7 protein-coding genes are annotated in these 15,241 nt (G+C 41.5%); 2 read left to right on the top strand and 5 right to left on the bottom strand.

Going from position 1 to position 15,241, the window contains the following annotated elements; translation table 11 throughout:
* Nucleotides 1–375: 375 nt before the first annotated feature.
* A complete protein-coding gene (locus tag C2M30_RS13015; RefSeq protein WP_105171927.1) occupies nucleotides 376–768 on the bottom strand; it encodes a hypothetical protein in 393 nt (130 codons plus the stop codon).
* Nucleotides 769–907: 139 nt separating this feature from the next.
* Here C2M30_RS13015 and C2M30_RS13010 point away from each other — a divergent pair, with 139 nt between their 5' ends.
* A complete protein-coding gene (locus C2M30_RS13010; protein WP_158683425.1) occupies nucleotides 908–2,848 on the top strand; it encodes a TonB-dependent receptor plug domain-containing protein in 1,941 nt (646 codons plus the stop codon).
* Between the two features lie 58 nt (nucleotides 2,849–2,906).
* On the opposite strand, the gene C2M30_RS13005 is transcribed toward C2M30_RS13010, so the two are convergent.
* On the bottom strand, nucleotides 2,907–4,277 hold the full coding sequence (locus C2M30_RS13005) for a hypothetical protein (RefSeq protein WP_105171925.1): 1,371 nt from the start codon (nucleotides 4,275–4,277) through the stop codon (nucleotides 2,907–2,909).
* 175 nt (nucleotides 4,278–4,452) lie between these two features.
* On the opposite strand from C2M30_RS13005, the gene C2M30_RS13000 reads away from it, so the two are divergent.
* A complete protein-coding gene (locus C2M30_RS13000; protein WP_105171924.1) occupies nucleotides 4,453–6,492 on the top strand; it encodes a S9 family peptidase in 2,040 nt (679 codons plus the stop codon).
* Nucleotides 6,493–6,564: 72 nt separating this feature from the next.
* Here C2M30_RS13000 and C2M30_RS12995 read toward each other — a convergent pair whose 3' ends face one another.
* From C2M30_RS12995 to C2M30_RS12985, 3 genes are all read right to left on the bottom strand, one after another.
* Nucleotides 6,565–7,599: an NAD(P)H-dependent flavin oxidoreductase gene (locus C2M30_RS12995; RefSeq protein WP_105171923.1), complete on the bottom strand. Its 1,035-nt coding sequence runs from the start codon at nucleotides 7,597–7,599 to the stop codon at nucleotides 6,565–6,567.
* A 124-nt stretch (nucleotides 7,600–7,723) separates the two neighbouring features.
* A complete protein-coding gene (locus C2M30_RS12990; RefSeq protein WP_105171922.1) occupies nucleotides 7,724–12,706 on the bottom strand; it encodes an Ig-like domain-containing protein in 4,983 nt (1,660 codons plus the stop codon).
* The gene (locus C2M30_RS12985) at nucleotides 12,697–14,748 is read right to left on the bottom strand and encodes a Calx-beta domain-containing protein (RefSeq protein WP_105171921.1); all 2,052 of its coding nucleotides are present in this window, start codon (nucleotides 14,746–14,748) and stop codon (nucleotides 12,697–12,699) included. Before C2M30_RS12985 ends, C2M30_RS12990 begins: the two co-directional genes overlap by 10 nt.
* Between the last annotated feature and the right edge of the window lie 493 nt (nucleotides 14,749–15,241).

Here is a 15,241-nt window from a genome sequence, read left to right as displayed (position 1 = left end):
TAAGTAAATTGATGTTCCGATATATGCGGGGCAATTTTTAGCTGGCGTTAAATTAAGAAACGGCTCTAAAAAAGAAGCAGTTTGGTTATTGCAGTTTACGTGGATGGATAGGGTATTAAGCTAACAATACCAATTCACTTAAGTAGCTGATCATTCTAGCGGACTAAACATCATGCTAACTGCGTTAGAATTTATCAATGTAGAATAAGTACATAAGAAAAATTCCGTCTTGTTATCATTTCAGTTATTCAGCGCTACTCTTGGTCTCATACTTAACAGAATTGGCATAATAAAAAAGAGTAGTGGGAAGTTTTTTTGAGATGGGTAAGCAGAGTAACTAACCTTTAATCACGGTAAGTTACCCTTATTTTAGTGTTAAGCAATGAGTTGCTTTACTACAGCAAGTTGTTGTTCGCTTGTGGTGGCTTTCGCAAGTTGTGCGGCCAAGTTGCTGCCATTTATGTCAGACAGTAATTTTGCTAATGCATGTTTTGATAACGTTACGTCAAAATAATCATTAAGCTCATGGCCTCCAAACCAAATAAGTCCGGCTTTTTCTAGCCAATCAATAGCCGCGCTAATTTCTATTGCTAAATCGAGCGGCGAATCGCAATTAAAGCCACCTTGATTAATTAACATGTGCGCTAACGTAGAGCATGAAATGTCTATTTTGTTGGGAAATGCCGTTTGAGTTTGTGTCATTACATGGCATACCACAGCCTGAAACACGGGCATATTAGGCAGGTTTTTACTGATTGTATCGTTCATATTTTTCTTTAACCACTTGCTGTTGCGGCACTTTTTACTATTCTTAAAATATATATTTTGTAAGTATCATACACTAATAATAATGCCAATATTGCCTTTTCGTTGTGTAACACTGCTGCCGTTTGCGCTTATGCTAAGTGTGTCTGAACATGCTTTTTGTGCAACAAATTCCGATCTCTTCGCGCTCGATTTGTATCAGCTGAGTGAAATTGAAGTCACTATTGCCAGTAATACACTGGAAACAAAAGCAACGGTTCCCTCTACTATTACGGTGTTTGATGAAAAGCAGCTCACAGCCTTAGGTGTAAACAATGCGTTTGATGTATTGAATTATGTACCTGGTATGCAAATGGCTCGTGGAGATTGGGTTGGTGCTGTGCCAAAAGAGCATGCCAGAGGGGTAAGGTTAGACAATGGCTATTTGTTAATTTTACTTGATGGTGTGCGTTTAAACGAAACATCGTTTGGTAAAGCCACGGTTTACACTCCCTATATTGCGGCGTCTGTACTTGAAAAAGTTGAAATTATTCGTGGCCCTGGTTCGGCCCTTTACGGCAGCAATGCGTTTTTAGGTGTGGTTAATTTTATTACTAAAAAAGCACATAAAAGGTTTGAAGTTGCGATTGGCGACCACGGTTATAAAGCGCTCAGTGGCAGTTACGCAAATACACAGGAGCAAATGAGCTTCAGTGCGAATGTGTCGTTACAACACAGTGATGGGCAATCATACCACGTAGGGGAGCAATTAACGGTTAACGACCCTTTGAAGCATGTATTTGTAAACGCACAATTGGACTACCAAAATAGCGAATTGCGTTTTCATTTTATTGAAAATCAACTGGATGAGTTTATAAACCTCGGTGGTTTTAGTAAACAAAATGTACATACCAGTCAGTCTGCCAGTATTAGTTTGCAGCATCAAATATGGCAAAATGATCATCATGAAATTGACGCGCTGGCAAGCTACGCTAATTTTCAAATTGATTCTTCTGGCATGGTGTTACCAACAGAAGCGGGTATTGTAAGTAATGATTTTCTCACTGGGCCAAACTGGCGAACGCAGTGGAGCAAGTTAAAGTTTACCCATAACTACAAGTTATCAAGCGATAAGCAATTAAACTCAGGTTTTGAATACCGTCATGCCAGCCAATATCAAGCGGGTGTTACAACCAACTTTTATGATTTTGATAGTCAGTTAATAATTCCAAACGATGCGTTTTATTTAGGCGAGTTACAACGGATTAAGAACATTCCTGAATTTGCAGCGCTACGCGCTTCGCATGATTTTTATGGCGCATACAGCCAATTAAAGTGGCAGTTAAATCCAAGCTGGTTGTTTTTTATTGGTGCGCGATACGATGACATTAAAGACCTAGATAGTAAATTATCCCCCCGTTTTTCAGCGATTTGGCATGCATTTGATAACCAAACTATTAAGCTCCAATACGGCGAATCATTTAGAACTCCGGTTAATAATGAGCTTTACTCAAGCGACAGTGTTACCAAAGGTAACCCTAACTTAACGTCTGAATACGTTAAAACAACTGAACTGGCGTGGCTTTATAATGGCAAAAGTACGTCGCTTGAAGCTGTGCTATTTAACAATCAATTAAGGGACTTTATTAATTTAGTACCAACCGCAGGAACCAGCTTTTTTACCTTTGAAAACAGTGTTAATGAGAATATGTCTGGGGTGGAATTATCCGCTAAAAAGCTCTATCAAAAGTTACAAATAACCGCTAACTACACGCAGTTATTTGACGAGCCAATTAATCAAAGCTTTAAGCGTTTTGCTAATCTACAGTTGAGCTATCCAACCAACTTTATCGATATTCATATTAATGCCTTATGGCGTGATAAAATTGAAGCTGAGCGCAGTGATGAATTTCGCTATTATCAACCGAGTTACACGTTAGTAAACATAAAATTAGCGCGTAGTTTTGAGCGGCATACGCTCTCACTAACAGGTGAAAACCTATTTGATAAAGACTATAGCATTTTTGATCCGCGAGTTTGGGATGGCGCGGTGCCAGGAAAAGGCAGGCAACTGGTGTTAAGTTACCAATATGCCTTTAACTAACACAAACGATTGCTTTGCTCTCGTTTAAATTACGCTTTGGCTTAGTTATCAGCGAGCCCTAATCAGGCATTGCTTCAATGCCTACAATCGCAGAGCGGTTTAAGGTAATTTTGTAGCGTTTAGCTGTTTTTGTACCATTGGCCGAATAGGTAACCACTAAGTTTATTTGATAACGCCTTTCTACCGATTGACCCGATACTTTGCTGCCATCCAAACTGTAGAGCTTGCCTGCACCTTTTTTTAAGTATCTGACAAATGGGGTTAAGTTAAAAAACACTTGCTGCTGAATTTCTTCATAGCCCGGTAAAAACGCTTTAGCAATCACTTTACTATCACAGCGATAATGAATTAAGTGTGCCGCTTGCTTGTTCTGTTGACGTCGTTTTTTAAATAAATTCTCGACATCATCGGGTAGTGCTTTTCGACGAATATGCTCAAGCCAGACAGTTTGGGTATGAATGGTTTTATTATCTGCACTGCTTTTAAATATATGTCGCCATTTGGGGCGCCCTTGCCTTATTTTGCGCCAAATTACGCGGGTTAAATCTTCTTTAAATGTTTCACGTAGGCCATAAATAACCCCCAACATGGCAATCAGCGCTAATGTAACTTCTTGGAAATTTGAACGCGCATTAAGAACTAAAAACATCACAAACGCCATCATAACCGCTGTGACGGTGCCGCGTACCAAACGCTGCAGGTTTAAGTTAAGGTTTTTGGTTTCTTTACTAAACACCACACCATATTCGATTAGCCTTTGCAGTAAGCGCATTTTGTTGGTGATGCGATTGGGGTCCTCTAAGGTTTGTTTAGAATTGTACTCACGCTCTTCGCGGTAGGCACTTTCACTGCGACAAAAATCACGCAATGTATCACGCGCTATTGCAAACTCACTGCTTTTTGGACCTTTTGACAACAGCTTTAAAAACATTTGTTCACAGTGCCAACTTAAGTAGTTATCGGCGTTGTCGAAATAAGATTTTAGTTTTTTATCTGGTGGTGTATAGCGGCGTAATTTCTTCAATAGCACGCCTGCTTGTTCAACCAATTCAGTGGCTGCCGGGTAAAACACCTCGGCATCCTTAATGTTTAACGTGTGTTTAATATCAGCCTCAAGTGCCAAGCGAATTTGGTATGAGTACAGATTTAAATTCAAGCGATAGTCGGATTTTTCACCTTTTGACTGACTAATAAAACGGCTGCGCACTAAAGGTAAATGTAATTGCTCAGAATAATAGGCGCTGTGGCTTTTCACATGGGCGTGAAAATAGTCTTCTTCGTTTAAGGTGCTGGTGTTGATGCCCATTTCTACGGGCAAAGAAAAATACAGGTCGAGGCGCTGCGTTTCTTTGGGAAGCAATAAATAGCTTAACTTAATTGATAAGCTTTCATCTTGACTGAGTTTTACGTCTCTGTCGATATTGAGCACTCCTTTTCTGCTTTAGTTATCGCTATTAAGCATAGCATAAATCTACTTTAATAACATGATGTTAAATTATTAAGCGCGTTTAAACCCGTCAATATGCAATCTATCTTAGGCATCTTGCAAAAATGAATTGAGTTGCTACATTGCCTAAGCAACCAATAAAAATGGACCCTTTTTTATGAGTAAAATAATAAAAACGACGCTATTAGCAGGTTTAGTCAGTTTGAGCGCAGGCCCGGCAATTGCCAGTGATAATGCAACTTGGCAATATGAAGATGTGTTTAACATTGAATATGCAGCATCACCTCAAGTTAGCCCAAGTGGTGACAATATTGTTTATGAGCGTCGTAGCATGGACATTATGAGTGACAGTACACGCATCAACTTGTGGCAGTATAATCTCAGCAGCAATGCCCACACGCCGCTACTTTCAGGTAAGGCTCAGTATCGCATGGCGCGTTTTTCTCCGGATGGAAAAAAGCTGGCGTATATTTCTAATGAAGAGGGCGACAATCAACTTTATGTGCGTTGGTTGCAAAGTGGCGACACGGCTCGCGTAACGAATGTGGAACATGGCGTAAGTAGTATAAGTTGGTCACCAAATGGTCAATGGATCGCGTTTTCTATGTTTAAACCAGAAGAGGCGAAAGGTATTTTTAGCGAAATGCCGAAAAAACCAAAAGGGGCTAATTGGGCCGGTACTGCAAAGTATATTGATCAAATGAGTTATCGTAGCGACGGACGTGGATTTTTACCCCATGGCTATCGCCATATTTATATTGTGCCAGCAGAGGGCGGCACGCCTCGTCAAATTACTTCAGGCGATTTTCACCATGGCGGTAATATCGCGTGGAGCCCAAATGGTGAGCAGATATTTATCAGTGGCGATCGTCACCCTGATTGGCAAGACAGACCACGTGAGTCAGACATTTATCAAATTAATGTTGCTACGGGCGAAACCACTAATGTGACCAAGCGCGAAGGCCCTGATGCTGCGCCAGTGATGTCGCCAAATGGTAAAAAGATCGCGTATTTACGTTTTGATGATAAAAAACTATCGAGCCAAAATAACGACATTTTTATCATGAACAATGACGGTTCTGATGTTGAAAATTTAACTGCGAAACTTGATAGACCAATAGGCAATCCTAAGTGGGATACAAAAGGCCGTGGCCTTTACTTTAGCTACGACGATTTTGGCCAAAAATACGTAGGCTATGTAAACCTGAAAGGAAAAATCACAGAAAAAATTGCCAAACTGGGCGGTCAGTCTTTAGGGCGTCCGTATACTTCGGGTGAATTTGCGGTAGTAGATACGAATGAACTGGTTGTGACACTAGCCAATGCCAATCGACCTGCCGATCTTGCGATGGTTAAAAAGGGAAAAACGCGTAAAGTCACCTCTTTAAATGAAGATTTACTCGCCCATAAAACAACCGCTGAAATGGGTGAAATCACCGTTAAATCAACGGTTGATGGTCGTGATATTCAAGCTTGGTATGCGCTGCCACCTAATTTTGATAAAAATAAAAAGTATCCGCTGATTTTAGAAATTCACGGAGGCCCACATACGGCTTATGGTCCAAATTTTAGTACCGAAGTGCAGTTAATGGCTGCAAAAGGCTATGTTGTTGTGTGGGCGAATCCGCGCGGCAGTACGTCTTATGGTGAAGATTTCGCGAATCTTATCCACCACAATTACCCTTCGCAAGATTACAACGATTTAATGGATGTTGTTGATGGCATGGTTGCGAAACCGTATGTTGATAGTAATAACTTGTTTGTAACGGGTGGCTCTGGTGGTGGTGTTTTAACTGCTTGGATTGTGGGTAAAACTGACCGCTTTAAGGCCGCTGTGGTGGCAAAGCCTGTGATTAACTGGTTGAGCTTTGCTCTGACCGCTGATGGTTACTCGTATTTTACAAAATATTGGATGCCAGGCATGCCATGGGATCATGTTGAACATTTATGGGCACGTTCGCCACTCTCGCTGGTGGGCAATGTTACGACACCAACAATGTTATTAACTGGCGAAGAAGATGTGCGTACGCCGATGAGTGAAACTGAGCAGTATTATCAAGCATTACAACTGCGTAAAGTGGATTCGGCAATGGTACGTATCCCCAAAGCAAGTCATGGTATTGCGGCAAGGCCAAGTAACTTGATCCAGAAAGTTGGCAATATAATGGCGTGGTTTGAAAAATATCGCACCCAATAAAGTGTGTTTTAGGTAATAAAAAGCCCCAAAATATCGGGGCTTTTTATTGACTAATTAATTGGGGTTAACACATTAAACTTGTTTATTAGCAAGTGTTTGAATACGCGTTTCGGCCCCTGAAACAACATCATTGATGATTGTCTGTACCGACTTAACCTCATGAATAACCCCTTGCGATTGACCGATAAATTGCACACCGTTTTCTAAATCGCCATCGATGGTTGCAGCTTCAAGTTTTTCGGTAGCGGCACCAAATAATGACAACATTTTTATTTTATCAAACTGGGCTATTAAGCCGACAAGCAGTTTCCACAACGGCATATCGACCATTTTTGCTGCTTTAAATGACTTAATGGTGGCGATTAAAAAGTTCATTGGCTTTTTAGTGGCTTTTTGTGCTGCGGGTGTTTTCATTACGCGCGCATAAAGACCATCAAAATTCTTGGAATAAATAGTATCTGCGACACGCTTTTCTATCACCGCATTTTTAACATTTTGGTGCACCGGGCTCTCAAGGCTGGTTGCAAAACGAGAGCCCATTGCGACAGCGTCTGCGCCAAGGGCGAGAGCTGCCACTAAACCTCGACTGTCGGCAAAACCACCTGCGGCGATTACAGGAATATCCACAATATCGACAATATTGGGTACTAAACATAGCGATGTAACTTCACCGCCATGAGCGGCGGCTTCATGTCCGGTCACTAACAGTGCGTCGACCCCTGATTTTTGTGCGGCAAGGGCGTGTTTTTCTGTCACCACTGTGGCGATTACTTTACCGCCATATTGCTTAGCGCCTTCGACAAGCCAATCACCTTTACCAAGTGAAAAGTTAATCACAGGTACTTGTAGCTCGAGTGCGATTTTGGCGTTTTGCTTCGCGCCAGGCATCATTAACGTAATGCCAATGCCAAATGGCTTATCGGTAAGCGAGCGAATTGTTGCAATTGCATCTCGAGTTTGTTGTTGGCTAAGTGGACCTGACGCCAAAATACCTAATCCGCCAGCATTACATACGGCCGCGACTAACTCTGGTGTTGAAATCCAGCTCATGCCGGGTAATACGATAGGGTGTTCAATGCCAAAAAGTTCGGTAATGCGTGTTTGCATAGGTATTGCCTGTTTAACTGGTCAGATGTGTTAGAGTTTACAAACTATTAACCCAAGATGGAATAGTTTTCGGCAATAAAAAGGCCTGCAATTGCAGGCCTTTAACAAGTTGACTTAACGAGTGTTATTTACACACACCATTTGCATTGGTGATACGGAAGCGAAGCTGCGTATCATTATAGTCGCCATCACCACCGGTATCGTCACAGTTTATGTAACCTGTGTTATTGCTACCTAAAATAGTCTTACAGCTACCATACTTCCAAGTACGGTTATTTTCTTTAAATTGGTAAGAAATAGAGAAGGTGTTACCACCGGTTAATGTTGCCTGTTCTACCCAGCTACTGGTGTTGCTTGGCTGAATCCACGACGTTATAGCGCTGCCATTAGAAAGCACTTTATACGCTTGTTGATAATCGGCACTACGTTTGTGGGCGAATGCAATACGGGTACCTGGTGCAAAAGTTAAACCATTGCCAGATTCTGTAATACATTGGGCTAATGCTTTAGTTACATTGATATTCACTTGGCTTGAAGCGGTGCCACCTTTGCCATCACTAATACCGTATGTAACGACTACTAGACCCTCGTAATTTTCAGGTGCTTGATAACGCACTGTACCGTTACTGTTAATTGTTGCACTACCGTGGCTGGCGCTAACACTGGTTACGGTTAGAGTATCGCCATCAGGGTCGTTGTCGTTACCGAGTACATTAATTGACGATAAACGCTCACCTTGCGTTACCGATGCTGAATCTGGGTTCGCAACCGGTGCTTGGTTAGTCGAAAGTACTGTCACTTCAAGTACCGCTTGTGCTGTACCATTTGTTTTACCATCGCTCACAGTGTAAGTAATACGTGCTTTACCAACCCAGTTTGCAGGTGGGGTAAAGGTAATGGTGTTATCACTGTTTACCTGTGCTACGCCAACGTTTGCAACAGCGTTTGTAACGCTAAGGGCATCGGAGTCTTGGTCGCTATCGTTTGCAAGTACATTGAAGCGTGTTAGCGACGTATCTTGATCAATTGTTGCAACATCGTTATTTGCTGACGGTGCGTTGTTTTGTTTAACACGTACATCTACTAAAGCACTGTCAGTTAAACCTTCAGGATCTTTGATGGTGTATGTAATCCAATCTTGACCATGGAAGCCAACATCTGGTGTGTAGGTCAGGTTTTGGTTGCTATCAATTACCACGGTACCGTGATTAGCAACCGCAGAAATCAGCGTTAAATCATCACCGTTAAGATCTGAGTCGTTCCAAAGTACATCAACATTGTAAAGTGGCGTGTCTTGGAATGCTTGAATGCCATCATCTACAGCCACCGGTGGTTGATTTACCGAGTTTACTACCACAGTAATGGAGCCTGTTACTGAACCACCGTTACCATCTGACAATGTGACATCAATTTTCGCAGTGCCAACAAAGTCTTTGGTTGGCGTAAAGTAAATAATGCCATTGCCATCTACTGAAACGATACCGTCATCAGTTGATACTGAAACCGGTTTAGCGTTGTCACCATCTTTATCTTCAATTTTATCGAGAATATTAATCGCGTTATTTTTTGAGTTTTCATCAACGGCAACTGATACTGGTTGCATTGTAGGCGCATCGTTAACAGGCATTACATCAATTGTAATGTAGCCAGTCGATTGATTTTCGCCATCAGTGATGGTGTACTCAATGCCGACTTCGCCATAAAAATCAGCATCTGGTTTGTAATTAATAAGATTACCATTAACCGTTACTTTGCCTTTTGCAGTTGTTGCAGAGACCAATGAAATTGATTGACCGTCTGGGTCTTCATCATTTTTTAGTGCATCAAAGCCAGTAACTGATTCATCTTCATTGATTGAAAGGTAATCACTACGCGTAATTGGCGCATCATCAAGTGGTTTTACGGTTACTTTTACAACACCTTCTGCTGTGCCACCTTTACCATCTTCAACTTGGTAAGTGATGGTATCGTCACCGTAGTAATTTAGGTTTGGTGTATAACGCAAGCTACCGTCTGATTTTACTTCTACGCTACCGTTTAACGCAGTAGCCGAAACTGCTTTTGCAGGATCTTCATCAACATCTGAAATATGTTGAGTTAAATCAACGACATTATTTTTTGAGTCTTCATCAACTTCAATGACTTTTTCAGTTGTTGTTGGGTCGTCGTTTACCGCATTTACCGTAACAATAACCACTGCACTGTCACTTAATTCACCATCGTTAATGGTGTAGCGAATAGTATCTTTACCGAAGAAGTTGTCGTTTGGCTGGTAACTTAGCGTGCCATTAGCGTTGATAGTAACAACACCGTGATCAGACTCAGCTTGAGTTACTGTTAATGTATCGTTGTCAGGATCACTATCGTTTGCTAGCACATCAATCACATCGATTTTCTGGTCTTCATCGGTTTGTGCTTCATCGTTATTTGCGTTTGGTGCATCCGTTTCACCTGTTACCAGTACATTGATAATACCGACTACCGAACCACCATTACCATCGACTACCGTGTAGCTAATCTGATCGCTACCAGCATAATTTTCTTTTGGCGAATAGCTTAGTGTGCCATCTGGGTTAACGCTTACTTCACCGTGGTTAGCTGTGGCATTCGTTACCGTTAAGGTATCACCATCGACATCAGCGGTATAAGGGCTGGTATCAACAATCTCGTTTTCGCTGTCTTCTGCAACCGTTAGCGAAGCAATCTCTGCGGTAGGTAGATCATTAACTGGTGTCACTGTAACGGCAATCTTTGCGTTTAATTCGGTTTCACCATCACTTACCACGAAAAGGATTTCATCGTCACCAAAGTAATTTTCATTTGGTTTGTAAGTAAACTGTCCGTTACCGGCATCAATTAACTGGCCGTTTGTTGCAACTGGGTTGCCAATAATTGAAAGTGCTTCACCTTCTGGATCAGTTACGCCTTCTAGCAAGTTAATATTGGTAATCTCAACATCTTCTTTTGTTGTAAGCGTGCGTTCTGTTTGACGTGGTTCATCATTTACAGCCGCAATTTCAACGGTAACTTGGCTTGTTGCTACGCCACCACGACCATCGCTAATGCTATAAATGATAATATCTTTACCATTGTAATCAGCTTTTGGTTGATAGTTGATACTGTTGTCGTCGTTTACAGTCACTACGCCGTGTAATGATGTCGGCGTACCTAAAATAACCAGCGGATCGAAGTTTGGATCTTCGTCGTTTGCGATAACCGCAATTGATTCAGCGAACTCATCTTCGTTGATTTCAAGGGTATCTGGGTTTGCGATTGGCTCAGCATTGTCATCGTCATTAATAAATACATTGCCAACCACGTTATCCACCACTAACGCAAAGCTTTCAGACTGCTCAAATTCGTCATTCGTGAGTGTTGCTACTTTTACAAGTACAGTATCTGTGTTTTCAGGTAACGTAATATCTTGTGTTGAAGCAAGTAAAACGGTTTGCCAGCTCTGACCTAAGTCAAAGCTGACCTCTACGGTTGTATCGTAGTCTTCTTGTGCAAGCGCATTACCGTCAACTAACTGGAACGGGAAGCTAATTTCGCGTTCTACTTTGCTATCTAACGTAACCTCAAATGTGGTCGTAGCACCTTCTGACACAGGATCTGGCATCGCAATAACCGACATCACTTGTGGTTTTGGTGCTGTGCCGTCTGTTACTGATACTGCTTTTGCGTGTTTGCTGGTTTCTTCAAACCATGCCGATAGCTCATAAGCTTCATTTTCTTCAACGCTATCATCAACTAAAGATGTTACTTTAATTAATACATTTTGAATTTCAGCTGGTACGTTAACCGATTTATTGTCAACCAGCGACATTTCTTGCCATGTAACGCCGTTATCAAGTGAAACGTATCCTGAATTTAAGAAGTCGTCATTAGTGGTATCATTTAAACCAATCACATTGAAGCTGAGTGATTGCGATTTCTCCAACTTACGGTCAAACACAACATTGAAAGTGACTTCTTCACCTTCCATCATTGGGTTTTTATCAGTGCTGATAAAATCAATTACCGCATTTTTAGGCGTCGCATCAATAAGTAATACTGGCGCTTCAATTAAATCGAGTTGCTCTTGCTGAGTCCATGCATGTAATTGCAGGGTTTCAATTTCTTCGTCTGCCTGTTGATCTTTAATAATCGATACGCGAACAAGGAAATCTTGCGTATCTTTTTCAAGCAAGAATGAATTCGCTGCGCTAAGGTCGATTGTCTGCCAGAAAGCGCCATCGTCAAATGAGAATTCAGCTTGAGGATCAAAGTCGTCATTTGCTGTCGCATCGTCTGACTTTAGTTCTACAAACACGTTTTGTGTCGTGACTACTTGTTTATCTAAACTTAATTCAAATACTGCATAGTTGCCTTCAGAAACTTCATACTCTCGCGGTGCATTTTCGATTAAGCGTGCCGGTATAGAATTTGGGTTATCCAGAATTTGCGCTGCAATAGTGTCTTCATTCACGCTGAAGTTATATGTTTCGGTGTCTTCAGCTTCTTCGTCTGCTAATGTTGCAACCTTAACCTTAAACTGATTAATTCCCTCTGGAATTGTGATTTCCAACTCATTGGTAATCGTTGTGGTTGTCCACGTGCTACCGTTATCAGTACTGTAATTTACCTCGGTAGCATAGTCTTTATTTTGTATTGCAGAGTCATCTTTCAACGCCAGCTTATAAACAGCAGGTGCACTGGTAGCTTCCGCTAATACCACTGTAAATAGGTGTGGTTCACCCTCGATTACTTGTTTTGTATCAAGGAAAATGCCAGCTACTTCTGGTGCAGTGTGCTGAACTTCATTTTCGATGATAAGCGCCTGTGCTTTACGGTCGATACCGTCGTCTTTACCCCAAGCTGCAAGTACTAGCTGTTCTTGTTGTTCGTCAAGAGTGTCGTTAGCAGTTGTCACTTTTACATCAAAACAACGCAATCCTTGTGGTACTGCAACTGTCGCAGTATTCGATAGGTCAATTTGAGTGTTAAATGTGATACCTTGATCGAAGCTGATATATGCAACTGGGTCAATGTCGGCAAGCACCGCAGTGTCAGGGTTTACTTCTAAATAATAGTCTTGTGTTTGTGTAGTGGTACCGTCTAGGCACACATTGAATAGTGCTGAGTTACCTTCAGATACTTTAAATGCGTTGCCGTAATGCTACTTACTTCAGGGAAGTCATCGCTATTTTCGGTGCGATCTGAAATGGTAACTGTTGTTGTTTGTGTATCCGTGCCACCGCTAATTAAGTAGGCAGCTAGATTGAAATCTTCGCTGTTCTCTACTTCATCGTCGCGCAAAGTATGCACGCGAACATCTACATATTCAGTGCCTTCAGGAATAAGAGGGCGTTGTTTTGATGATAAATCGTATTCCATAGGCCACGTAATGCCGCCATCAAGCGAGATTTCTGCATTTGGATTGTAATCTCGTTGCGCGGTTGCTGCGCCATCATTTAAACGCAAACGCAGTTTTGCATCATCATTAAGTGGTTGATTAAACTGAACTCTAAAGGTTACAAATTCACCTTCTTCTACATTACTATCGAGCGCAAAAACCGAGTGCACCGCGTCTTTTGCTAAATCAAGATCTGCGTCTTCGTCATGAATGCGGATAATTTCAAATTCATGATCAGATTGGTCAGCACGGTGCCATGCATTAAGCTTTAATGCCTCAAAACCTTCGTCAATATCATCTTCAAAAGATTCAAATTGGATATCAACATAGCGACCACCTGGTGGTACCAAAATTTCTTTGCGCGACGATAAGTCAACGTTTTGTACAAAGGTTTCACTGCGGTCGAATGAAATATTCGCGTTAGCTGAAAAGTCATCGCCCAGCGTTGCCGAAAGTGCATCAAGCTCAAGGTTTAGTAAAGTTGGCAGTACTAAATCTTTATTGAACTTCAAACGGAATTTAATGGTGCGGCCTTCTTCAACAAGGTCATCAGTATGACGTGAATAAACTGCGTTGACGCGAAGATCACCTTGGTTACTTGATGGGTCGAGAATATCTTGATTAAGTGTTAGGCGATCCGACAGTGTATCTCTGTGCCATGCTTCGAGTGTGAAGTATTCTGTATCTTCATCTTTGCCGTCATCATTTAAATCAAGCAAAATATCGATATGACGACCACCTGGCGGTACTGAGATCTTTTGTGGGCTCGCTAAATCCACTAAATACGGATAGCTTTCGCCACGGTTAAATGAAATAAACGCTGTGGTATTAAAATCTTGCCCTTTTTGTGCGGTACCGCTGCTTAATTTTAAGTTTAAATCTTTGTCATCATCGAGGATTTTGTTGAATTTCACGCGGATGTGCGCTTCATCACCTTCTTCAGGACTTTTATCTAGGCTGTAAATTGCACTGATTTTATAGTAGCTGTCTTCACCACCAGAATGGTCTGAACCATCGCTGCCACAGTTAGCCGATGCTAAATCGGTAAAACGGTGAGTACTGGTTGATAAATAGCTGAGTGATGATTTACCCATGTCGTAAGCGAAAAATTCAGAGCCACCTAAATTATCCTGACGTGAAAAAATTAGTTCGCCTACCTGGTTTTTAGCGGCCCCTGTCGCTAATGCTAGGTTATGCTGGTTAACAATCTCAACGGTTAACGCTGTTGTATCAACGCGATACAAACTGTTTTTACTGACTAAATATAAGTCGTCGCCAATAAAGGTTAAATCACCCCAGTTTTTATCTTGTTCATTGCGAAAGCCTGTAAGCTCTCCATAAATTGCGACATAGCCTGTCGTTGGATCTATGGTAAATAAGGTATCGTCGTGTGCGGCCCACAGTAAATTTTGGCTCGGATCGCTTACCAAGCGGTAAGTGAATTTAGTTTTACCAACCTGATGATGTGAACCCGAGTTAATATCATAATATGCAAGGTAACTGTGGCCATTATTTTGTGGAACTGAAACATAATATAAACGCTGTGACGCTTTATCGAGTGCGATTGCGGCAGAATCATAAAGTGCGATTGAGTTTGACAGGCTTTGACCTGTGTATTCATCTAGCTTATGAATAACACCTTGGCCTGCATCACTGGCAATACCATAAATCGGGCTGTGGCATTGTGAATAGGCCGAAAAACCTGATGTTGCAAGGGCTGCACATACAAGGGTTCTGACAGCGTTTAGTTTCATAGGGGGCTCCAACTGGCTAACAGAGTAAAATATAAAGAAATTTTTTCCGAGATTTTACGTTAAGTTGAAACGTAATGAAAATGTTTGTCGTAAAAAATGATTAGAAAAATATTACACTTTATAACAGCCAAAATTATTCTAAGCACTTTAGATACTTAAAACCAAAGCCAGTAAGCTTAGGGGGAGTAGGGAAAGTGCGTGCTTAACAGTAGCTGTTTATAACGATGTTTTGCATTGTTCTATAGCAAAAATGTAAATAATCAAATACAGAAACCTTAATTCCTATAAGGATATTTTTAATCGCTAATTTATTGATTAGTTGCATGTTATCGAACAAGCAGGGAATAATAGGGTCTGTTGATCTTTGCTGTTCTATTTTTGTTCTGTTTGAGCGTGCTTTTATCGCGGCGCTCGATGTGTGGCCTAGTAATCTAAGCGAATATCGAGCAAAGCTTCCGCGTCCTGCTCACGGCCCTTACCTACATCCATGCAG

The organism is Pseudoalteromonas sp. T1lg24, assembly GCF_002964745.1.
Taxonomy (GTDB): Bacteria; Pseudomonadota; Gammaproteobacteria; order Enterobacterales; family Alteromonadaceae; genus Pseudoalteromonas; species Pseudoalteromonas spongiae.
Note: the sequence above shows the minus strand (reverse complement) of the source record. Positions and strands in the feature narration are given on the sequence as shown.

Bases quoted from the DNA above. Each gene is read 5' to 3' on its own strand.
- C2M30_RS12995 (WP_105171923.1), bottom strand. From the start codon at position 7,599: ATGCAAACACGCATTACCGAACTTTTTGGCATTGAACACCCTATCGTA.
- C2M30_RS13000 (WP_105171924.1), top strand. From the start codon at position 4,453: ATGAGTAAAATAATAAAAACGACGCTATTAGCAGGTTTAGTCAGTTTG.
- C2M30_RS13015 (WP_105171927.1), bottom strand. From the start codon at position 768: ATGAACGATACAATCAGTAAAAACCTGCCTAATATGCCCGTGTTTCAG.
- C2M30_RS12985 (WP_105171921.1), bottom strand. From the start codon at position 14,748: ATGAAACTAAACGCTGTCAGAACCCTTGTATGTGCAGCCCTTGCAACA.